22 protein-coding genes, 1 pseudogene and 1 riboswitch are annotated in these 20,388 nt (G+C 43.1%); of the genes and pseudogenes, 21 read left to right on the forward strand and 2 right to left on the reverse strand.

The window, feature by feature from the left end:
- Positions 1–178 precede the first annotated feature (178 nt).
- From DESYODRAFT_RS09280 to DESYODRAFT_RS09285, 3 genes are all read left to right on the forward strand, one after another.
- Positions 179–532 carry a hypothetical protein gene (locus DESYODRAFT_RS09280; RefSeq protein ID WP_042338393.1) on the forward strand — a complete coding sequence of 118 codons (354 nt, stop codon included), beginning with the start codon at positions 179–181 and terminating at the stop codon, positions 530–532.
- Positions 510–803 (forward strand): hypothetical protein, encoded by a 294-nt coding sequence (locus DESYODRAFT_RS28100; RefSeq protein WP_157137146.1) that lies wholly within the window; start codon positions 510–512, stop codon positions 801–803. Before DESYODRAFT_RS09280 ends, DESYODRAFT_RS28100 begins: the two co-directional genes overlap by 23 nt.
- Before the next feature lie 206 nt (positions 804–1,009).
- The gene (locus tag DESYODRAFT_RS09285; protein WP_007782202.1) at positions 1,010–1,603 is read left to right on the forward strand and encodes a hypothetical protein; all 594 of its coding nucleotides are present in this window, start codon (positions 1,010–1,012) and stop codon (positions 1,601–1,603) included.
- Between the two features lie 680 nt (positions 1,604–2,283).
- On the opposite strand, the gene DESYODRAFT_RS09290 is transcribed toward DESYODRAFT_RS09285, so the two are convergent.
- Positions 2,284–2,592, reverse strand: coding sequence for a helix-turn-helix domain-containing protein (locus DESYODRAFT_RS09290; RefSeq protein ID WP_007782204.1), 309 nt, complete (start codon positions 2,590–2,592; stop codon positions 2,284–2,286).
- A gap of 151 nt (positions 2,593–2,743) precedes the next feature.
- Here DESYODRAFT_RS09290 and DESYODRAFT_RS09295 point away from each other — a divergent pair, with 151 nt between their 5' ends.
- From DESYODRAFT_RS09295 to DESYODRAFT_RS09345, 12 genes and pseudogenes are all read left to right on the forward strand, one after another.
- Complete coding sequence (locus DESYODRAFT_RS09295; protein WP_007782207.1) at positions 2,744–2,959, forward strand: sporulation initiation factor Spo0A C-terminal domain-containing protein; 216 nt, start codon at positions 2,744–2,746, stop codon at positions 2,957–2,959.
- Positions 2,960–2,964: 5 nt separating this feature from the next.
- Positions 2,965–3,174 carry a hypothetical protein gene (locus tag DESYODRAFT_RS09300; RefSeq protein WP_042338395.1) on the forward strand — a complete coding sequence of 70 codons (210 nt, stop codon included), beginning with the start codon at positions 2,965–2,967 and terminating at the stop codon, positions 3,172–3,174.
- Positions 3,175–3,434: 260 nt separating this feature from the next.
- Positions 3,435–4,826 (forward strand): dihydropyrimidinase, encoded by a 1,392-nt coding sequence (gene hydA / locus DESYODRAFT_RS09305; protein WP_007782210.1) that lies wholly within the window; start codon positions 3,435–3,437, stop codon positions 4,824–4,826.
- A 266-nt stretch (positions 4,827–5,092) separates the two neighbouring features.
- Positions 5,093–5,229, forward strand: a riboswitch (molybdenum cofactor riboswitch).
- Positions 5,230–5,319: 90 nt separating this feature from the next.
- Positions 5,320–6,615: a molybdopterin molybdotransferase MoeA gene (locus DESYODRAFT_RS09310; RefSeq protein ID WP_007782213.1), complete on the forward strand. Its 1,296-nt coding sequence runs from the start codon at positions 5,320–5,322 to the stop codon at positions 6,613–6,615.
- A 124-nt stretch (positions 6,616–6,739) separates the two neighbouring features.
- On the forward strand, positions 6,740–7,777 hold the full coding sequence (locus DESYODRAFT_RS09315) for a FecCD family ABC transporter permease (RefSeq protein ID WP_007782216.1): 1,038 nt from the start codon (positions 6,740–6,742) through the stop codon (positions 7,775–7,777).
- A complete protein-coding gene (locus DESYODRAFT_RS09320; RefSeq protein ID WP_042339542.1) occupies positions 7,774–8,559 on the forward strand; it encodes an ABC transporter ATP-binding protein in 786 nt (261 codons plus the stop codon). The genes DESYODRAFT_RS09315 and DESYODRAFT_RS09320 overlap by 4 nt, the downstream gene beginning before the upstream one ends.
- Before the next feature lie 36 nt (positions 8,560–8,595).
- Positions 8,596–9,654: an ABC transporter substrate-binding protein gene (locus DESYODRAFT_RS09325; protein ID WP_007782224.1), complete on the forward strand. Its 1,059-nt coding sequence runs from the start codon at positions 8,596–8,598 to the stop codon at positions 9,652–9,654.
- 637 nt (positions 9,655–10,291) lie between these two features.
- The gene (locus DESYODRAFT_RS09330; RefSeq protein ID WP_007782226.1) at positions 10,292–11,188 is read left to right on the forward strand and encodes a helix-turn-helix transcriptional regulator; all 897 of its coding nucleotides are present in this window, start codon (positions 10,292–10,294) and stop codon (positions 11,186–11,188) included.
- Positions 11,189–11,255: 67 nt separating this feature from the next.
- Positions 11,256–11,456 (forward strand): GyrI-like domain-containing protein, encoded by a 201-nt coding sequence (locus tag DESYODRAFT_RS29750; protein WP_345788211.1) that lies wholly within the window; start codon positions 11,256–11,258, stop codon positions 11,454–11,456.
- A 21-nt stretch (positions 11,457–11,477) separates the two neighbouring features.
- Positions 11,478–11,696, forward strand: a pseudogene (locus tag DESYODRAFT_RS29755) (effector binding domain-containing protein); the annotation flags it as partial.
- A 190-nt stretch (positions 11,697–11,886) separates the two neighbouring features.
- Positions 11,887–12,324, forward strand: coding sequence for a MarR family winged helix-turn-helix transcriptional regulator (locus DESYODRAFT_RS09340; protein ID WP_007782228.1), 438 nt, complete (start codon positions 11,887–11,889; stop codon positions 12,322–12,324).
- Positions 12,325–12,380: 56 nt separating this feature from the next.
- Positions 12,381–14,255 carry an MDR family MFS transporter gene (locus DESYODRAFT_RS09345; protein WP_007782230.1) on the forward strand — a complete coding sequence of 625 codons (1,875 nt, stop codon included), beginning with the start codon at positions 12,381–12,383 and terminating at the stop codon, positions 14,253–14,255.
- 26 nt (positions 14,256–14,281) lie between these two features.
- On the opposite strand, the gene DESYODRAFT_RS09350 is transcribed toward DESYODRAFT_RS09345, so the two are convergent.
- A complete protein-coding gene (locus tag DESYODRAFT_RS09350) occupies positions 14,282–14,989 on the reverse strand; it encodes a VanZ family protein (RefSeq protein ID WP_042339545.1) in 708 nt (235 codons plus the stop codon).
- 148 nt (positions 14,990–15,137) lie between these two features.
- Between DESYODRAFT_RS09350 and DESYODRAFT_RS09355 the strand changes: the two genes are divergently transcribed.
- The 6 genes from DESYODRAFT_RS09355 (at position 15,138) to DESYODRAFT_RS09385 (ending at position 20,349) form a co-directional block, all read left to right on the forward strand.
- Positions 15,138–15,545 carry a nuclear transport factor 2 family protein gene (locus DESYODRAFT_RS09355; protein ID WP_242833589.1) on the forward strand — a complete coding sequence of 136 codons (408 nt, stop codon included), beginning with the start codon at positions 15,138–15,140 and terminating at the stop codon, positions 15,543–15,545.
- Between the two features lie 217 nt (positions 15,546–15,762).
- Positions 15,763–16,296 (forward strand): rubrerythrin, encoded by a 534-nt coding sequence (rbr, locus tag DESYODRAFT_RS09360; protein ID WP_007782240.1) that lies wholly within the window; start codon positions 15,763–15,765, stop codon positions 16,294–16,296.
- Between the two features lie 147 nt (positions 16,297–16,443).
- Complete coding sequence (nudC, locus tag DESYODRAFT_RS09365; protein WP_007782242.1) at positions 16,444–17,262, forward strand: NAD(+) diphosphatase; 819 nt, start codon at positions 16,444–16,446, stop codon at positions 17,260–17,262.
- A 245-nt stretch (positions 17,263–17,507) separates the two neighbouring features.
- Positions 17,508–18,302: an immunoglobulin-like domain-containing protein gene (locus DESYODRAFT_RS09370; RefSeq protein WP_007782244.1), complete on the forward strand. Its 795-nt coding sequence runs from the start codon at positions 17,508–17,510 to the stop codon at positions 18,300–18,302.
- Between the two features lie 642 nt (positions 18,303–18,944).
- Positions 18,945–19,475, forward strand: a complete 531-nt coding sequence (locus DESYODRAFT_RS09380; protein ID WP_207636366.1) for an RNA polymerase sigma factor — start codon at positions 18,945–18,947, stop codon at positions 19,473–19,475.
- A complete protein-coding gene (locus tag DESYODRAFT_RS09385) occupies positions 19,438–20,349 on the forward strand; it encodes a sigma factor regulator N-terminal domain-containing protein (protein WP_007782249.1) in 912 nt (303 codons plus the stop codon). Before DESYODRAFT_RS09380 ends, DESYODRAFT_RS09385 begins: the two co-directional genes overlap by 38 nt.
- The last annotated feature ends 39 nt before the right edge of the window (positions 20,350–20,388 follow it).

A 20,388-nucleotide genomic window follows, 5' to 3' on the forward strand; every position in this document is an offset into this window, starting at 1 on the left:
AAATTCGAGTAATTCTATTATTTTGTCTGAGCTTATTGCATGTTTGGGTAGACGATATAACAGAGTTTATATTAGGATAAAAAGTAGATGTTTATTTGTCAAGATAACAGGAAAAAATTCAAAAAGATAAAACTCAGATGGGGAGGGAATGGGGTGGCCCCGCTTGAAAGAATAACCGTTGGCAGCACGAAAGACATTAAGGGATTACCTTTGTACCTATTGTTATCTCCCGCGTCTTTCTTCCTATGCAGTTTTGGAAGAAGCGGTACGCAGCGGACTGAACTCAATGGAATATTTTGCACTAGCCGAAGGGGTAAGTGAGGGACGCTATTTGGACCTTAAATTCAATCAGTATATTGGCGTAATTGATCGTAATTGTTTATTGGTCAAAGTAGCAATTGCAGAAGCGCAGATTGAACAGGAAGCAAAAGAAAGAACTAAAGCAGAAATCCAAGTCGGTGCAATCCCAGTGACTACCTATGGAAGCTCAACCGTGCCGGTTCAACCGGATGGTAAAGAGACAGCTCCCTGAGTACCGTACTGAGACTCAAGTGATTACCTCGGGAACGCAACCCACACCGGTCCGACCCAAAAACAAACGCTTCTATATGTCGGCAACGCTTGATAATACGCGGATTAATCGTGAGGTCAGTAGGCTTGTTGACGAAGTTATAAGCCATTTGACTGCTATTAATGGAAGCAAGGTTGAGATTACGCTAGAGGTTAATACGGAAATTAAAGACGGTGTTTCAACCCCGACGGTTAGAACTGTTACAGAGAACTGCCGGACGCTAAAGGTTTAAAATTATGGATTTGAGGAATAGGTTTGTACTTTATCTATATAGTTTTTATATTTTGCACAACTTTTATTAAATCGCCAAGATTTCTTATGGGTAATAGAGGAAGGTTTTATATTTTTGCAGGAAATTTCAAAGAATGTGGAATAGTTTAGGGAAGTTAAGAAATTTTGAGCTCTATATTATTATTAAGGACGGAGTATTATCGATTTATGCGAAACCCTAATTTGGATAGAATGGAGAACAAATATTTTATCAGACAAGCATTTTATCATATAATTTCGAATTTTATTTTAATAATTATGGTTTATTTTATTGGCAAAGAGTTTTTTCCTAAATTAAGTGAAATTATTTTTACAAGTTATTGTTGGACTATCTATTTTTTAATTGTTCTTTATCTCGGCTACAGAAGATATAGGGAGCTAAAAGATTTTTCAAATCACTTTGATTTTATTTATAGTGAAGAACAATCTTATGCTAAAATGGAACAACTTGCTATTTGGGCAGAGACCTTGACTGAAATTCAAAAAACAAAATTAGATTTATTAAAATATTTTTCTCCCATTCCTTTACTTATTTTTATTTTAGGAGTTTATGTTAATAATAATTCTTCGATTAATAATAATATTAATATGTTTTCAATTGAATTACAATGTGGAGACGTTCTAATGTATTTAGGTATTGGGGTTCCAATATTTTATTATTCCTTTCTATATTCCACTTTTCAATCATACAGAAAAAGCGCAAGAAAAATGATGGATTATAAAGGGCAGTCAGTTATTTTAAAAGATAAGGGCTTGAATTAATAACCCGGAGTATATTCACTAAATGAGTCAATTTTTAAACTGGAGGCTCGTGAATGTTTGTTATTTGCTTTTTGTCCAATTGATTTTGTAATTCAAGCGTAAGCCTGAGAGCCACATCTGCACGGTAAAGTAGCCACCATGCCGGAGCAAGAGCCACACCTCCAAGGACGAGCCGTACTCCGAACTCAGTCTGCCGGAAGATGGGAGCACCCTCCGACAGACCGTAAATGTTTTATAAGCAGATCGTTAGCCCAGTGTGCAATGATCTTTCTTGACTGCTCATAGATGTCCTGTCTGTCCAACAATGCAGCTCATCCGGTTCTTCAGAGAATAAGCCAGGATTTCCTGTTTCGCCTGCTCTGCATGATGAGAGCCTCGGAACTACTCAGCATAAGTGCTATCTAAATCAGCTCTGGAAATCATCATGGAGTAGCCTCCACAATTTCCAATAGATCATAGGACTCCTGCGGGGTGAGGCAGCGAATGAGCCATTCATCCAGAATCAGATCTTTAGCAGGATTTTTTCCGGAATCACCAGCAGCTTAAATGAGTTGATTAAAAAATCGGCGGTTTTGAGGTCTGACTAATATTTTAGTCATCTCAAAATCGTCGATTTTTTAAACTGGAGACTGTGTAGAGGTCTGTTGACCTAAAGTAATGAGGCCAACGATGTTATAAGACTACTTTTTTAACCCTTTGATTAGCTCGTGAATGTTCGTTATTTGCTTTTCGTCCAATCGATTTAAGTCGTCAATGACCGCTTTTATTAAAGGAGGATTGCTTGTCCCCTCATCAAAGAATTCCTTAGGGGAGATGTTGAAGTACTCACAGATATAAAAGAATACTTGCATAGAGGGCATGGATTTCCCATTCTCAATATGATTAATATAATTCTCATTTTGTCCAATGGAAAGACTCATATCACGAGCGGAAACTTTTTTCATTGTTCTCAGTTTTGCAATTCGCTCGGATAAATATTTCTCATACATATTGGTGATCACCGCCTTGTATACAATATTGTACATTTTAATAACTTGTTATTCGCAACATCTAAAGTCTTATTTTGGTTGACATACAATTTATGAAGTTGCAAAATAAAAGAAGTACAATGTTAAATGGTGTGAAAGGTGGTAAGCTAACATGAATATGAGAAATATATATCGAAAAATTGCCAAAGAGCATGGCGTAACTGTTGCTGAAGTTAAAAGAGAAATGCAAGCGGCTATTGACCATGTCTACAAAAAAATTGATAAATCAGAGAGTGAAAAGATTATTCAGGAAAGTATATCGAGTAAGGCTGGAATCCCTACTACAGAAGAGTTTATAAAATCATTAGCCCATAAAATAAAAAGATAGGTATTATGAAGACCTGGCATACTGGTGATGAGATGGCATTGGAAGAGTGGGCCGGCTCGGGCAATGCAGAGTTCGGTGCTCAGGAATTCCCATCCTGGAGTGCCGAATCCTTTTCAGAGAAGGTTTTGGTCCGCGGCCGTGACATACGTTTAGCTTTTGCGGGGAGCCTAGCCCGGCCTGTCCGAGATTTGTACGCGCGTATGATTCTCGGATAAGCAGGATAGAGGGACTTCTCGCCTTCGCCGGATACCGGAGCGTACGCTGCATTTAGGAAAGTTCAAATTGAAGAGCTGCCAAAAGGGGGAGCAATGAATCGGCGGCCGCCCGACTTAAGCTGCTTACTTGACATCATGTGTCGCTAAAATTACTATATACAATATGAAAAATCAGGAAGAGAGGAATATGCTAAGATTCAAACTTCTGCTTAAACTTGTGCAGGCAGAATTAAAATCCAATTATACGGAGGTACTGAAAATTGCTAATCCAAAATGGAACCATTATTACAGACAAATCTTCAATAAAAGCTGATTTGCGAATTAAGGACGGCATTATTACAGAAATAGCAGCCAATCTTATACCGGAAAGCAACGAGGAAATTGTTAACGCCGGGGGCATGCTGGTCATGCCCGGCGGAATTGATGTGCACACGCACATGGATTTAGATGTGGGAATCGCACGGGCTACCGATGATTTTTATACCGGAACAGTGGCGGCCGCATGCGGCGGCACCACAACCATTGTTGACCACTTGGCCTTTGGCCCTGAAGGCTGCAGTATCCGGCATCAATTGGACCATTATCACACCCTTGCCGAAGGTAAAGCGGTCATTGACTATTCATTCCATGGGGTCATTGGACATGTGGATGACGCTATTTTGAAGGAAGTAGAGGAGCTTGTTGGCGAAGGGATTACCAGCCACAAGTTTTACCTTACCTACGGGCAGAAACTAACGGACCGGGAATTTTTCCTGCTCATGAGAAAAGCAAAAGAATTGGGAATTATGCTGACGGTTCATCCTGAAAACCATGATATGGTGGGTTGTCTGAAAGAGTTATTAATCGAACAGGGAAAAACTTCACCAATCTACCATGCGGTAAGCCATCCGGTAGAAAGTGAGGCGGAAGCAATAAACCGTCTGATTCTTTTTGCTCATGTGGCGGACGACGCGCCGCTGTACATTGTACATTTGTCTTGTGAAATGGGCTTGGATTATATCCGTCAGGCACGGCAGAGGGGGCAGAAAAACCTTTTTGCCGAAACCTGCCCTCAATATCTAGTCTTAGATGAAAGCCGCTACCGCGAACCCGGCGATGCCGGTCTGAAATATATTATGAGTCCCCCGCTCCGCACGACGAAGGACAACCAGGCTCTGTGGCTGGGTCTGCAGGATGGCAGCATTCAAACCGTTGCAACGGACCACTGCCCATTTTTCCTGAAAGGTGAAAAACAATTAGGAAAGGACAATTTTGCCAAGACACCTAACGGGGCACCTGGAGTCGAGCCGCGCATGGCACTTTTGTTCTCGGAAGGTGTGTCGGCGGGAAGAATTGATGCGCAGCGCTATGTAGAGATCACGTCAACAAATCCGGCGAAATTATTCGGGTTATATCCCCGTAAAGGAACCTTGGAAAAAGGCAGTGACGGCGATATTTTGATTGTTGATCCCTCAGTCGAACTGACTCTTACCCACGGCATGCTGCATGAAAATGTTGATTATACCCCTTATGAGGGTATCTCTCTACGAGGCTATCCATATATGACAATATCCCGTGGAAAAATCGTCGCCAAGGAAGGATGCTTTTTAGGGGAAAAAGGATCGGGAAAATTCATCAAACGAAACCTGCCTATACTCAGAAATATAAGATAGACATTCAATTAGCCCAACTTCCTAAAGAATGCAGGTATATATGTGACGTTATGCTGGCTAACTGTAAGGCACAATCCGGATATTTACAAATCCATCGCGTTGTTAGGAAAAAATTAAAAGTGTTTTTGTTCCTGTTGTGTTTTGTTAGTTTACGTTATAGAATGGTGCAAAAGTTTATGATATAGTATTTATATAGGTCTATGTTTCATGATGTTTATAAGTCTATGTTACGATGTTTATAAGTCTATGTTACATAGTAGTTACAAACAACATAGTTACTCCAAGCCGGGATGGTCCTAAAGGTTTCGCCCATGGACACCGGCCAGAACAGATAATGTTCTCAGGGTATGTTTGGAAACGAATATGCCTTCCGACTTTGAAAAGGAGTGAACGTGGGGGTTTATTTCGTATGAAAAAAAACTTCACTGCTTTTCAGTGAAGTTTTTTTTATTTTTATTATCACTTTGCGTCAGAAAGGAGTTTTAGGTTCTTCATGGAAAAAAGTGTAATCATACCACCCAAACCCTGCACAGAGGTATGCAACGACTGCTCCTGTCATTGCGTAAAAAAGATCGTTCCTGTGCCTACGGTAGACGAAGCACTGGAACTTTGGCTGGGGAAAATACCCCTGCGCGGAGAGAAGGCGGAGTGCATCCCTCTGGCGCAGGGATTGGGCCGGGTGCTGGCCGAAGATGTTTTCGCCAAAGTGGGTGTACCAGTGGCCACTTGCGCCGCGCATGATGGTATTGCGATCCATTTTGAAAAGAGCAAAGCTGCCTTTGAGACGGGAAGGCGAATTTTACAGCCCGGGGATTTTCACCACTGCCCCATGGGGTCCGCCCTACCGGAGGAATTTGACTCTATTGTCCATGGAGAGCAGTGCAAAATCAACTCCGACGGAACGGCCACCTTGCTGGAACTTCCGGTGCAGTATCAAAGTGTCAAAATCAAGGGTACCTATGTGGGGCAGGGGGAACAACTGGCCGGTGCCGGCGAAAAGCTGTCCCCCTCTCATCTGGCCCTCATGCAGTACACCGGCCACACCTTGGTTTCCGTGAAATGCCGGCCTAAAATTTCCATTATTCCCATAGGGGATGATCTGGTGCCGCCGGGCACCGTACCTGCGGCGGGTCAGTGCATTGAGAGTGACAGCGTCTATATCCAAGCCATCGCTGCCCAGTGCGGCGTCCAAAGCACGGTTTTCCCCATTGTGGCCGATGGGGGAGAAGCTATCGAGGCGGCCATTCAAAAGGCGCTGCCGGGCTGCGACATTTTAGTGGTAATCGGGGGCGTTGGTAAAGGGGAAGCCAACTACGAAGACTACACTCTTGAGGCCGTACGGAAAATGGGACAAATTGCCTGTCATGGGGTGCAGCTTAGTCCCGGCGGCAAAAATCTGCTCTTGGCACAAATTGAGGGGAAACCGCTGCTGGGCATTCCCGGCCCGCCTCACGCTGCTATCATTATGACGGAATATTTCCTGCCGCCGGTTATTGAATGGTACATGGGCTGCCTTTTGTATGAACGGCCGGTGATAGAGGCGGTTTTGGAGGATGATTTTCCCCCGCGGGGCGGCGGGTCCAGTATTTGGGAGCCGCGCGTTCATGTGCGCGGGACCCCTGGCGGATACAGCGCAGGGCTGGTAGGACGTATGGACGAGACGGTTGAAAACTTTATCGGGGCCAATGCCTCGGTCTCCGTTACAGGCGATCTGGATCAGTACCGGAAAGGCAGGAGGATCAAAGCTAAATTGCTTGTCAATGAGCGGACGATTCCTTCTAATACTTAGTGATTTGCCGCCGAAAACGATTTTTTCCCAAAATTGCCGATCCTCTGGAAAAGGTAAGAAATAATGATGAGATCGTTACTGACGAAATATTAAATAGGATTACGAGTTTGAAGGAGAAGTTAGATTGATAGGTAAGCGTGTGGAGCCCAAAAAGCAGGCCAAGCAGCCGCTGATTTTGCTGGGTATGGGCGTCGTCTTGTTCCTTATTATTGTGTTTTCCTTTACTTTAGGCCGGTATACCTTGAGCCTCCAAGAAGTCATCACCACCTTTTTTTCTCCCATTACCGGGTCGACGGTGGATGTGACCTTAAAAAATGTGGTTTTTCAGGCGCGGCTGCCGCGTATTCTGGTAGCGGTGCTGATCGGCAGCGGGCTGTCTGTAGCCGGCGCTGCCTATCAGGGTATTTTCCGCAACCCCATGGTGTCGCCGGATCTGCTGGGAGCCTCGGCCGGGGCGGGTTTCGGCGCGGCGGTTGCCATCCTGTTTTCCTTCAGCTATTTTGAAATTCAAGTCACCTCATTTTTCTTCGGCATCATCGCAGTGTTTTTGTCTTTCGGCATTTCTTCCGTTATCAGCCGCGACAGCAATAACGTTCTGTCGCTGGTCCTGACGGGAATGGTGGTCAGTTCCCTGTTCCAGGCCTTTATTTCCCTGATTAAGTACCTGGCCGATCCCAATAATACCTTGCCTGCCATTACGTTTTGGCTGATGGGCGGCCTTTCCTCCGTGGTTGTTTCGAAAATCCCGCTGCTTTTAGTGCCGATTCTCATTGGCGGGATTCCGCTGTTTTTGCTGCGCTGGCGGATAAATACCCTGTCCTTTGGCGATGAGGAAGCCCGGATGTTGGGGATCAACCCGAAACGCCTGCGGATTATTATCATCCTGTGCGCCACGATGATCACGGCGGCCTGCGTCGCCACCGGCGGCATGATCAGCTGGGTCGGCCTGGTTATCCCCCATTTGGCGCGAATGATCGTCGGCCCTAATTATAAGCGCCTGATTCCGGCATCCTGCCTGCTGGGGGGAGCCTTTCTGCTGGTGGTGGACGACATTGCCCGGAGCCTGATTACCTCGGAAATTCCCCTGAGCATTTTGACCTCGGTCATTGGCGCTCCGTTTTTTCTCTATCTTCTGCTGCGGGGGAGGAAAGGATGGCTATGATGTTAGAAGTAAAAAACCTATCCTGCGGCTATGGCCAAAAGCAGGTGCTGGAAAATGTCAGCTTCTCGGCGGACAGCGGCCAGATCTTATGCCTGCTCGGACCGAACGGGGTCGGCAAAACAACGCTGTTCAAGGCGATTTTAGGAATCATCAAGCTTCAGTCCGGACGGATATTGCTGGACGGACGGCCGCAGGATAAGCTGTCCATCGGCGAGATTGCCCGGCTGGTAGCCTATGTTCCCCAGTATCATACGCCCCCGTTTCCTTTCACGGTCCGGGAGGTGGTGTCAACGGGCAGGACGGCGCATATCGGACGCTTTTCCTCGCCGGGAAAACGGGATGAGGCCATCGTGGATCAGGCCCTGGAAGCGCTGCATATCACTGACCTGGCCGATCAGATCTATACCCAGATCAGCGGCGGGGAGCGGCAAATGGTGATGATTGCCCGCGCCCTGGCCCAGCAGCCCAAGATTATGGTTTTGGATGAACCCACCTCCAACCTGGACTTCGGCAATCAAATCAAGGTGCTGGAAGAGATCAAACGCTTGGCCGGGCAAGGACTTTGTATTGTGATGACCACCCATTTTCCCAATCATGCCTTTATTTGCCAGGCCACAGTCTTATTGATCCAACGGAACCGGGAAATCCGGATTGGCAGCAGCGACGAAATTATTACCGAACAAAATATCAAGGATGCTTACGGCGTTGATTCGCGCATCACTTCTGTTTTGGATAACCGGGGTAATCCGGTCAAAGACTGCGTCCCCTTGGCCAATGCCTAAAATGAGAGCAAACAATAAAAAGTGAGGAGATTGAAAATGAAAACAACCAAGAGAAAATTGACCGTCGTCCTGGTGCTCTGTATGTGTCTGCTGCTGTCCCTGGCCGGATGCGGCGAGACCCCTAAGACGACTTCTCAGGACGCCCCGGCGGCGACGCGGACGGTGGTGGACAGTTTCGGACGCGAGGTAAAATTGCCGGCTGAGATCAAAAGCGTCGCCCTGACCAGTTCGTTCCCGGTTTATTTAAGCTTTGTTTCGGCCTTCGGGGAACAGAGCAAGGTGTGTAACGGTTTGCCCGCCGGTTTTGCCCCGGAAACGTATAAATTCGATTTTGTGTTTGCCCCGCAGGTTAAAGAGGCCCCGACAGTGATGAGCAATGCCAGCGGTGATGTCAATGCGGAGCAGTTAATGGCCTTGAAACCGGATGTGTGTTTTGTCAATTCCGAGGATATGGCCAAGGTTCTGGCCGATAAGGGGCTGACCGTGGTCGGCATTAAGCTGACCGATTTTAATTCTTTCCGTGATATTTACAGAATTATGGGCGAGGTGTTTGACAAGAAGGATGTGGCCGCGCAGTACCTGAACTACCTGGATGACACCCTTAAACTGGTTCAGGACAGAGTTGCCGCGATACCACAGGATAAAAGAACCCGGGTTCTGTACTTTGACAAAGCGCGGATGCTGAGGCCCAATACGGTCAGTGAGTGGTGGATTCCGGCTGCCGGCGGTGTCAGCTGTACGGCGGATCAGGCGACCCTGTCCCAGGTGGGGATGGATATGGAGGCCGTGTGGAAGGCCAATCCCGACGTTATCATCGAAATGCTCGCTGCCAACGTACCTGCGATCTACGCTGACCCGCTGTGGGCTGATGTGAAAGCGGTAAAGAACAAGCAGGTCTTTAACACGCCGGTCGGCTGCCATCTCATGGGCAACTGGACCTCCGAACAGCCTCTGCTCATTTTGTGGGCTGCCCAAAAGTTCTATCCGGATGAGTTTGCCGACATTAATCTGGTTCAGCGTTTCGGTGATTTTTATCGCACCTTCTACCATGTGAATTTGACCGAGGAGCAGATCAAGGATATTATTGACGGCTAATGGCGGGCGGTAAGGTCAGGTGCCAAGGGATTTGACGGTATAACTTTTAAAGAACGGTAAAATTATTGCTGGTGCGGCTTGGATAGCGAGGAATAATGCTGCAAATTGAACAGACAGCAAACCGGCGGAATAGGCACTTGATGTGCCGCACTTGCTCAGGTAATTATTATAGTGATTATAGAGACTCTGGATATTACAGGGCCTCTTTTCATATCAGTGATAATCCTACATGGCGGTTATTCGCAATTTCTTGACATCCAACTAAAAAAAGAGTAATCGAGTATCTCGAAATCGAGATTGGTGATGGTAAAAGCCTGCCCAGCTGGATGATCACTGCGGAAGAGGGTGGCGATGTCCACTGCGGCCTGAATAATCCGGCCCTCAAGGCTCAGATCGTGTTCGACTGGCTTCGAGGACGTGTTTGGCGTCACAAAGCGTCTATGACGAAGCTAAATAGCGTTTTCAAGTAAGGTCAGATATAGGTGAGCAATGAACTGAGGACCAGATTTGTCATCGTAAACAGGCAAAACTTGAGAAGGACGCCACTTCTAGAGAGGAATTCAGAGCCTCGAAAGAGAACTGATTGGGTAACAAATCTGAATTTCCAAAAACTAAACATTTTGTTGGGTGAACGCAAGTGCAGATTAATCGCTTATTTGAAATCCTCTATATCCTGCTTGACAAAAAAACGGCAACGTCTAAGGAACTGGCAGAGCGTTTTGAAGTTTCGCCCAGAACCATCTATCGCGATGTCGAGATCCTGTCCGCCGCAGGTATTCCGGTTTATATGCGCAAAGGGAAAGGCGGGGGAATTTTCTTGCTTCCCGGTTTTATACTCAATAAAACGGTTTTAACCGAGCGGGAAAAAGAAGATATCTTGTCTTCATTAAGAGCTTTAAAAGCCGTAAGCTTAACTGAAACAAACACTGCCTTAAATAAACTCGGCAGCTTGTTCGGCGAATCGAGCAGCGATTGGATTGAGGTGGATTTTTCTACTTGGGCCAACCCCAGGGAAGAAACTCAAACCTTCAATACCTTAAAGTTCGCCATATTAGCCAAAAAAATCGTTTCCTTTACTTATGCCAATGCCCAAGGACAGGAATCGGCGCGTGAGGCCGAGCCTTTAAAGTTATGCTTTAGGGGCAGCGCCTGGTACTTGTATGCCTACTGCAGGACAAAACGCGACGTTCGTTTTTTTAAATTAAAACGGATAAAAAAGCTTCATATTGAGGAAGAAAATTTCCAGCGCCATTCTCCGGCCAGAGTTTTTGAGGAAAAGAATCCCTTTCCCCAAGAAACTGTGACCATAAAACTCAAACTTTCGTCTCAAGTTGCCTACAGGGTATACGATGAGTTTGATCAGTTTGAGCGGCAGCCGGACGGAAGCTTTAGGGCAGAAATCACCTGTCCCAAAAACGAATGGATCTTTTATTACATTGCTACCTTCGGCAGTCATTGCGTGGTTCTGGAACCGGAGGATATTCGCAATCAAGTCAAGGCGCAGCTTGAAAAAGCCTTGGACAATTATTATTAAATATGACATACAGTTGTCTTATTATCTAAGCTATAATTGCCTCATTAAGGGATGGGGAGGTTATCCGATGGATTATACAATGGTCCATTTAGCACAAAAAATTGTAGTAGGGGTCAAGGCAGTCACCGGTAACGACGACCCTAAAATGAACGAAGTTATAGGAGGGCTCTGGGAAAAACTTTATCAAGGCGGCGTGAGCGCCTCAATCAAAAATAAGCTCAACGAGTATGCCATTGGGCTCTACTCCGATTATTCAAACAACGGATAGTGCGTAACAGCAGGCCATGAGGTATCCCAAGCAGAGAACGAAGGGCTGGCCGTAAAGATCATTCCGGCCGGAAGATATGCCAAATTTTCCGTACATGGGAACATGGTCAAGGCTGTCGCCGACGCTTGGGGAGAAACTTGGAAAATGGACCTGGACAGAAGCTATGCCGCAGATTTTGAAGAATACCTCAACAGCGACTGGGAGAATGCGGACATTGATATTTACATCGCTCTGAATTAAACAACAACACACCTGCTGAAGCAGGTGTGTTGTTGTTTAATTTTCATAAAAATCCCCTTCATTTTTCCCTTTTTCGCGTATTAGATTTTTGCTGCTATTCTCCTTTCTTGACTTCATAATAGTTTCATAGTACTCTATAATAGTCCCGTTTAGGACTATATTGAAACGGGACTAAATAAGGAGAACAGCTATGACTAAATCAGAAACGGATGCGAATGAGTATTTGCGCATTTACTTTAAACTCAATGCCCAATATGAAGCGTATGCGAAAAGTCTTGGAGTTTCTTACAGTACATTATCGGCACTCCGAATTATCTTTGAACACGATGGGAATTGTACGCAAAGGACCATTTGTGAATACACCTTTCTTCCCAAACAGACGGTCAACGCTATCGTGACAGGTTTGCTGCATCACGGGGCAATTAGAATGGTCGAGCTTGATTCCGACAGGAGGCAAAAGGTTATTCATTTTACAGACAAAGGCCGGGCCTTTGCCTTTGAAGTGATTCAAACGATTAAAAATGCCGAGAGCAAAGCAATGGAAAGTTTGGATGAAAACCAGAGTACAGCTATGCTTGCGGCTGCAAAATTATATGTGGAGCGTTTGCGCAGCTATTTATTGGAATAGTTTTAATAAATCTATCGCAATACTGCCAATTCGGAACTGAAAGGAATCAATACAATATGGAAAAAGAACAAAAAGCCACAGTCATTGTCTTGATCTGTGGCGCTTTTTTATCGGTGCTGAACCAAACGCTGATGAATCCGGCTATCCCCTCAGTTATGGCTGAACTGAAGATAAACGCGACCACTGCGCAGTGGCTCGTTTCCGGCTTTACTTTGGTAAACGCCATTGTCGTGGCTGTTTCAGCGTTTTTAATGGATAGATTTTCTACAAGGAAACTATTCATCGCCGTTTTCGGTTTATTTTTTGCCGGCAGCCTGCTTGCGGCTTGGGGGATCAACTTTCCTGTTCTGCTGGCCGGACGGATATTGCAAGCCATATGTGCGGGCGTTATGCTGCCAATGTCAATGACTGTGCTGCTCCTCATTTTTCCCCACGGAAAGCGCGGCAGCGCAATGGGAATGTATAACTTTGTGATAATGTTCGCGCCCGCCATGGGTCCCGCAATTTCGGGCATTCTTACAGATATGGCAGGCTGGCACGTTATGTTTCTAATTATGGCGGTGTTAGCGGCAATCATCATACTTATTGCGGCATTTGCGATGAAAAATTTCGGCAAGACAAAACAGGTTTCTCTTGATAAACTATCAGTCACGGAGTCGTCATTAGGGCTTTTTTGTCTGCTTTACGGCTTTACTATGTTCGGTAAGGTTGAAACACTGCCTGCCGCAGTCGTGCTGATTGCCCTGGGTGCCGGGATACTTCTTGTTTTTGCCCGCCGTCAGCTTAAACTTACAGAGCCATTTTTAGAGCTTCGGGTGCTTTTTGACAAACAGTTCCTCTATGGAATTGTGATTTCTATGCTAATATCAGCGTCCCTTGCGGCAGTGTCCCTCACCCTTCCTATCTATGTTCAAACTGTACGTGGGTTTTCGGCTACAATTTCAGGATTGATTATGGTTCCCGGTTCAATCTTAGGCGCAATTGGGGGATATTTTGCGGGTAATTTACACGATAAATTCGGGGCGCGCTACCTTTCGATTGCAGGAGTAGCCTTGTTGTCACTCGGTTCCCTGGGAATGGCAATGTGGGGGCTGGAAACTCCAATTATAATAATGATTATTGTTTACTGTGCCCGTTCTTTTGGGTTGATGATTGCCAATACGCCGATTAACATTTGGTCAATCAGCAATCTGCCGGATGAGATTCTGCATCACGGAAACGCGGTGTCAAGCGCTATGCGTCAAGTTGCTTCCACTTTTGGTGTTGCCCTTATGGTATCGACCATGTCACTTGCCACAAATTTGTACGCTGTTGATAATTCTGCAAGGTCGCAGTTAATCGGAATTCATGCCGCGTTTTATCTCAGCATTGCCATTGCTGTTATCGGTCTTGTGCTGGTTATTGTTAAGGTAAAAGACCGCAAGAAGACCCAGGTTATTTCTGAAAGCGAAACTGCATCAGAGCTTGATGCGGCGATGCACTCGAACCCTTACACGCTATCGTCCGGCGATTCAATTGAACGGGTGATCGAAAAATTCATCGAATACCGCACAAGCGGGTTGCCTGTCATCGACAATAGCAGGCACATTATCGGCTATGTGTCGGATGGGGATGTTCTGCGCTATATGGCAAAACAAGATGTGCATGTTGTCGGAGAATCATTTTCTCTTGTGTTACCGGACAATGAAGAGTTTATGTCCAAAGCCAGGGAGCTTTTGCAAAGAAACGTACTGGAAATCGCAACAAAGCACACGATAACGGTGGAACTCAGTACCTCCTTAGCGGAGGTCTGCCGGCTATTTTACGAACACAAGCTGAGGAAAATACCCGTAACGCAAAATGATGTTCTTGTGGGAACAATCAGCAGGGGCGATACCATGCGTTACTTGATGAAACGGCTGCCATTTAACACTGAGCACAAAACAGGCTGAGGAGATTGTTTTAATTTGTCCTTTTGTTAAATGAATACAGATCTTACAAGTGGGTAAAGCAAAGATCTTAAAAATGGGTAAAACACAAAGAACATACCGGCGAATGCGATGACCATATAAAACCATGCCTCTTTACGAAGGAGCAAGGGAAATTTTTCAATTTTGGTACTTTGGACGGAAACCTTGACCTGTAATTTTGCTAAATGGTCTTTCAGCAGCCTGAAAATCACCCAGCCCATTAACGCTCCGAGAGTATTCATCAGTAAATCATCAATATCCGTTATTCTTCGATTGAATAATTGACTCAATTCTATGATAAGAGAGAAGGTAATACCGGATAATGCTGTTTGCCATAACCCTTCATACCTTTTCCAAATACATGGAAGCATAAAGCCAAGCGGGATAAAAAGCAGGATATTTTCTATATAGGGGCGAACACCCTCTGTAAGCCAGCGAAATAGAATCAGATTAATCTCATCCGGTGGAAAATTCAACCCTTTTGGTGTTATTATTCCAAAGCTGTTATGAACAATATCCATTATGGAAGGAATGCCGGTAAAACTTAGCACACCGGTAAGGTAGTACACAAAGACATATACGGCTAGAATATGTTCAATTGACAGTTTATAGCCAATCTTTTTGCTTTGAGAGGTCAGTAGTATATGGTAGGGAATCAAGAATGGCAAAGCACTAATAAACCATGTAATTGTCACTATAATAAACCTTAAAATCATAATGATCACTAAATTCACCTCCGTTGTCATTAACTTATTTATTATAGGATATTTAAAAAAGAAATGTCTTAATTAAACCTTAAGATATGGTTAAGATGCAGTAGTGTCTCAAGGAATATGATGGAATTCCAAGGTTGAGAAAAGGGGGATGAAAGTGGAAAACAAAAATGTTGAATTGGCAATCGAATTTATTAAGGCAGTAAGTGAAGGAAAAACAGGAGAGGAACTTAATAATTTTTATGATGAATCCGCAAATCAAATTGAGTATCCTAATTTATTAACAAAAAAGATTGTTGAGAGAAACCTGGATGCTATAAAAGATGCATCAATAAAAGGACAGCAGGTTATTTCATTTCAAAATTACGAGATTATAAAAGCATATTCTTGTGGAGATACAGTTGTTATTGAAGCGATTTGGACTGGCAGGTTAGCAATTCCATTAGGAAAGCTGAAAGCCGGTGATGAAATGAAAGCATATTTTGCCCAATTTTTTGAGTTCAGAGATAGTAAAATTGTAGAGCAACGAAATTATGATTGCTTCGAAAACTTTCTTTAATGGAGGGTTCAATGATTCACAGCCCGTGGATCAACGAAGGCGGGAAATTCGCGGAGGAAGTGATTGCCTGTTTTTTATTGAGGTCATAGCGCAGTTAGCAAATGTTGTGAAATTTGTTGAGGAATTAAATAAATTTTAATTGATTTAAACTGGAAATAATTATAAAATATCTAAAAGCACTTTTTTTAATAATCTATTACAAGAGGGAGGATATCTTATGGAGGAGTTTAGTTCAAAAACGGAAAAAAATTTATGGGAAGCTTTTATAGGAGAATCTCAAGCCCGCAATAAGTATACCTACTTTGCATCCGTAGCCAAAAAAGAAGGGTATGAGCAAATTAGTTCATTTTTCTTGGAAACGGCTGAAAATGAGAAGGAACATGCTAAAATTTGGTTCAGAGAACTTGGCGGTATTTCAAATACTATTGAAAATATGAAAGCGGCGGCAGCCGGAGAAAACAGCGAATGGACTGAGATGTATCCGAGAATGGCTGCTGAAGCCCGGGAGGAAGGGTTAGAGCATATTGCCAAGTTATTTGAACACGTGGCAAAAATCGAAAAAGAACACGAGGAACGTTATAAGCAGCTTTTAGAGAACCTGGAAGAGGGCAAAGTCTTTAAAAAAGATGGCAAGGTTTATTGGAAATGCAGAAACTGCGGTCATATTCACGAGGGAAGAGAAGCACCTGAGATATGTCCGGTCTGTGAACATCTCAGAGCATATTTTGAGGTTCGAGGAGAAAACTATTAGGATGAGTGACGCCCCTACAGGGGCGTTTTTTTATTTTTTAAACTATAAAGGTAATTTTCATTCTTAAGAAGAAATATTTATGGTGGAACAAATATTGCGGTAAAGAGAACTGTGAAGTTAGCTGCTCATAAGAAAAGAGGATGTCTAGTGTTGAGCAAAGTTGATGGGGATTCAATGGCACGTTGGTTGTTGTTTAAAGGAAATAAAATTCTCATTTCAGAAGATAAAGTGCTGGAATTTACGTTACCAGATATTGATTTTTATAAATTAAGCAAGAAGCTGGTCCGTAGTCAATTCCTGGGCCAGGTGGAGGGGCGTTCTTATTATGCCGCGGAACTTACCCCGGAGATTGCTGCTCCGGAAACTATGGTATTTTGCGACTTGCGTCGTTTACTTGGCAAGATCCCGGATGCTTTGTTTTTCTTAGCAGGTAAAGCCTGTCAAATTTTACATTGGGATCGTACCCATCAGTACTGCAGCCGGTGCGGAGCCCGGACAGAAAATAAAATCGATGAAAGGGCTAAGCTTTGTCCAGCATGTGGGCTTGTAAACTATCCAAGGATTTCTCCGGCAATTATAGTGGCGATTACAAAAGACCGCAAACTATTATTAGCGAAGGGGAGTGGCTTTCAAGCCGACTTCTATAGCGTCTTGGCTGGGTTTGTAGAACCGGGGGAAACATTTGAAGAGTGTGTGCAAAGAGAAGTCAGAGAAGAAGTGGGCCTGGAAGTTGAGAATATTGGATATTTTGGCAGCCAGCCTTGGCCCTTCCCAGATTCTCTGATGGTTGGTTTTACAGCCGAATATGCCGGTGGGGACATAACTATTGATGAAAAGGAAATCTTGAATGCCGGATGGTTTGACGCCGATCAGCTTCCGCTGATACCTAGAACCGGAAGCATAGCCCGGAGCTTAATCGATTGGTTTATAGAAAGGGTGAAAAGTGAGGAGACAAGCTCTATATGATAAAAACAAGTAGGGGCTATACTCTCATACTATTGTTCATATAAACTTTATGGACAAAAATAAGGATCTTTTTTGATACCATTTGATAACCAGGCATTTGTCAATACAATGTGCTCCAATTGTTGTTGGGAATAAAGATCAGTCTATAGAAAAATTGTTCAGTACTTTTTCATTTATTTTAAACTTATGTGATAGAGCAAGATCAGACTACTAACTAGCGTCTAACAAGTTGAGGTGATTTTAAGATGAAGAAGTATTCTTGTTTGTTATCATGCATAGTGGCTATAGGCTTAACCCTCTTGTCAGGATGCGAAAGCTCTAATGGAACCTTAACCGAAGGGACAAATAATACTGTAATCAAAACTGATTCCGGTCAATCTTTTGAAACAACTGACTGGGAGACTACCGCCTATGAAATCGTCAACAACTTAGATGGTGTAACAATGAGAGTAAAGGAAGGGACCGAATTTTCTACTGGCTTGACTTTAACCTTTGCGAATAGTTCAGACAAGCAGTGTATCTACGGGGATTATTTCTTACTGGAGAAGAAAGTCAACGAAAGATGGTATCAGGTTCCAGCCATTATTGATAACTACGGATTTCATAGTATTGGTTATGATTTGGCTGCAGGTGGGAATGGGGAATGGAAAGTTGATTGGAGCTGGCTCTATGGGAAGCCGGATCATGGTGAATATCGCATAGTAAAGGATATATTGGATTTTCGAGGTACGGGAGATTATGAAAAATACTATTTGGCAGCGGAGTTTTCAGTTGATGAGCGGACGGAATTAGCTGACTTAGTCCCAATGGTAATGATTAAAGGGAAGCTATATTTAGATACCGGCAAAGAAAGTGATATCAAAGCAAGGTGCGGGGTCATGGATGGGAAAGTAACGTCAACAGTAGAGCCTTTTGAAAAACCTACTCAAGATAATCAATCTAATTTTGGCAGTGAGTATGGATACCAGTTTGTTGATGAACGTAGTATTGATATCTATATGAATGAAAAATGGATTAGATTTGAGCTTGGTAATATTTAGGATTTGAAAGAGACTAAAAGGGTCCATCGTTGATAAAAACCTTTTGATCAGAAGAATCAATATCACAGCGAATTATGTCGTTTATGAGCTAACCGTTCAAAAGACGGACAACTATGAACAGCTTGATCTCTTTACGGATTACGCAGCTGAACGGGCGAAAAAAGAGGATGATTGCTATCAAATAGCAAAGGTTAATAAAAAGAATCAAAAATATCAAATAGACTCAAATAAAAGCCTGTGTCTATAAGACTAAATTTGGACTATAATATTTAAAGAAAGGCAGACAGCAGATATAGCTGTCTGCCTTCATGGTGGTTAAACAGCTATTTTACAGGATCTTTACGTAAATGCACCGAGGGTGGATAAGGTCACTTTTAAAAAAGATAGGCTTACCCACCGGCAACCTTGACAAGAAAAATTAACAAAAGTAAAAAGATAACAAGTATTGAACATCATTTAGCATGGCTTAATCTCAAAAGAAACAGGGGTAGAACTGTCATCACCATCTTATCCTTGTTCATGAGTATTGTAGAGAGTATAGATATTATTGACTAACTTTACTGGCTAAAATTTTAGGTACATGTTCATTTAGGCGTATACATTTACTATTACTTAATCGTTGTATAAGTAGAGGGAGGATAAATGATGAAAAAGGAAAATATCCTAGCCTCCTACCTTATCAATTTGGGGGAGGAGGTGTTTCGGCTATTACTGGCCAAAGGAGCCAAAAAGGAAGACGCAGAAGATATAATTCAAAACACCTTTTACAAAGTGTATACTCTGTTAGATGATCTAACAGAGAACAATATACGCCCGTGGTTTTTTAGAGTAGCACTCAATGAATACATTGACTTGAAAAGGAAAAAAGAGCAGCAGAACATCTACTTAACCGAGGAAATTTATTCTAAGCTGCAACAGTCAGACCACGAGTTTGAGGCCATTTTAAATAAGGATGAGATTTTTTGCTTGTTAAAAGACATCAAAAAAGAATACAAAGAAATTTTCTTTTTAAAGTACTACTATGATTTTTCTCATGAAGAAATTGCGTCTATTTTAGAGATTAAGGTTAACAGTGTAAAGCAAAAATTATATCGTGCACGTTTGTTTATTCATTCAAAAATAGGAGGAAACGTTAATGGAGACTTCGTTAAAAGATTCTTTGCAAAAAGCTAAACTAAAACAATTACTAAAAACCGTTATTATTGCAATTATCGTTGTACTTGTTCTTTTACCGATCCTTTATAAAACTGGCAATTACTTTGCAGCGAAAAGTTCGACAAGACTTCATGAGCAGTTGTTTCTACACAACGCTATTGCTGAACCCAATATTCAAATTGATTCTCAAGTAATAAGTAATTCATCTATGTTTGGCGGCAACATTGTGACGAATCGTTCTAAAAATATTAATGGCTATTTAGTACAATGGAGCACACTTACAAGTTCGTATGATTGGCTTGGCACCCGTATTGATCACAACGAGTTAATACCGGGATCTTATTGGTCTGATACGGAGTTCTATGAGTATGATAAACAAACAAAGAATAAAGTAGCAACATTTTATCATCCATCTATTCAAGAGTACCACAATGGTGTACAAAATGAACTAGGGGAAATTTCACAAATGGAAAATCACGTTGCAGAAGTGGCGATTTCTTTCGATCAGCCTTATACATTGCAAGAAATTCAAGCAAGAATTCCCGATAATTTAAACATCGTATGGTTGTATATGGCATCACCAGTTGTAGATGAAAGTAAGGGACCTACTGGCATGCAAGTTTATGGGTTTGACTCATCTGATTCACCGAAAGAAGCATATGACAGTTTTATTGCGGCACTTGAAAAATATGATGAACATGGTTATAACGAAACAATCCAGGAGTTTTTAAATCTAAATAAAAATAAACCGTTTGATGAAGTGAAAATTTTAGGAGCAATGCTCACCGGCCAAACCGAAAATTTTAAAGCCTTAGAAAATCAGGAGTTTATTCGGGGGGCCTCTGTAGGTGCTACTGCACAAATTGTCCCTTATATTAAGCCGGATAAATAATTAAACAAGAGACCGGATTAATTTTTGGTCTCCTTGCTT

The sequence above is a fragment of the Desulfosporosinus youngiae DSM 17734 genome (genome assembly GCF_000244895.1).
GTDB lineage: Bacteria > Bacillota > Desulfitobacteriia > Desulfitobacteriales > Desulfitobacteriaceae > Desulfosporosinus > Desulfosporosinus youngiae.

Excerpts from the sequence above, each read along its gene's own strand:
- DESYODRAFT_RS09310 (WP_007782213.1), top strand. The coding sequence starts at position 5,320 with ATGGAAAAAAGTGTAATCATACCACCCAAACCCTGCACAGAGGTATGC.
- DESYODRAFT_RS28100 (WP_157137146.1), top strand. The coding sequence starts at position 510 with ATGGTAAAGAGACAGCTCCCTGAGTACCGTACTGAGACTCAAGTGATT.
- rbr (WP_007782240.1), top strand. The coding sequence starts at position 15,763 with ATGGAGGAGTTTAGTTCAAAAACGGAAAAAAATTTATGGGAAGCTTTT.
- DESYODRAFT_RS09385 (WP_007782249.1), top strand. The coding sequence starts at position 19,438 with ATGGAGACTTCGTTAAAAGATTCTTTGCAAAAAGCTAAACTAAAACAA.
- DESYODRAFT_RS09370 (WP_007782244.1), top strand. The coding sequence starts at position 17,508 with ATGAAGAAGTATTCTTGTTTGTTATCATGCATAGTGGCTATAGGCTTA.
- DESYODRAFT_RS09345 (WP_007782230.1), top strand. The coding sequence starts at position 12,381 with ATGGAAAAAGAACAAAAAGCCACAGTCATTGTCTTGATCTGTGGCGCT.
- DESYODRAFT_RS09350 (WP_042339545.1), bottom strand. The coding sequence starts at position 14,989 with ATGATTTTAAGGTTTATTATAGTGACAATTACATGGTTTATTAGTGCT.
- DESYODRAFT_RS29750 (WP_345788211.1), top strand. The coding sequence starts at position 11,256 with ATGGATTATACAATGGTCCATTTAGCACAAAAAATTGTAGTAGGGGTC.
- DESYODRAFT_RS09355 (WP_242833589.1), top strand. The coding sequence starts at position 15,138 with ATGAAAGTGGAAAACAAAAATGTTGAATTGGCAATCGAATTTATTAAG.
- DESYODRAFT_RS09320 (WP_042339542.1), top strand. The coding sequence starts at position 7,774 with ATGATGTTAGAAGTAAAAAACCTATCCTGCGGCTATGGCCAAAAGCAG.
- DESYODRAFT_RS09340 (WP_007782228.1), top strand. The coding sequence starts at position 11,887 with ATGACTAAATCAGAAACGGATGCGAATGAGTATTTGCGCATTTACTTT.
- DESYODRAFT_RS09290 (WP_007782204.1), bottom strand. The coding sequence starts at position 2,592 with ATGTATGAGAAATATTTATCCGAGCGAATTGCAAAACTGAGAACAATG.
- DESYODRAFT_RS09325 (WP_007782224.1), top strand. The coding sequence starts at position 8,596 with ATGAAAACAACCAAGAGAAAATTGACCGTCGTCCTGGTGCTCTGTATG.
- DESYODRAFT_RS09285 (WP_007782202.1), top strand. The coding sequence starts at position 1,010 with ATGCGAAACCCTAATTTGGATAGAATGGAGAACAAATATTTTATCAGA.
- DESYODRAFT_RS09300 (WP_042338395.1), top strand. The coding sequence starts at position 2,965 with ATGAAGACCTGGCATACTGGTGATGAGATGGCATTGGAAGAGTGGGCC.
- DESYODRAFT_RS09380 (WP_207636366.1), top strand. The coding sequence starts at position 18,945 with ATGATGAAAAAGGAAAATATCCTAGCCTCCTACCTTATCAATTTGGGG.
- DESYODRAFT_RS09295 (WP_007782207.1), top strand. The coding sequence starts at position 2,744 with ATGAATATGAGAAATATATATCGAAAAATTGCCAAAGAGCATGGCGTA.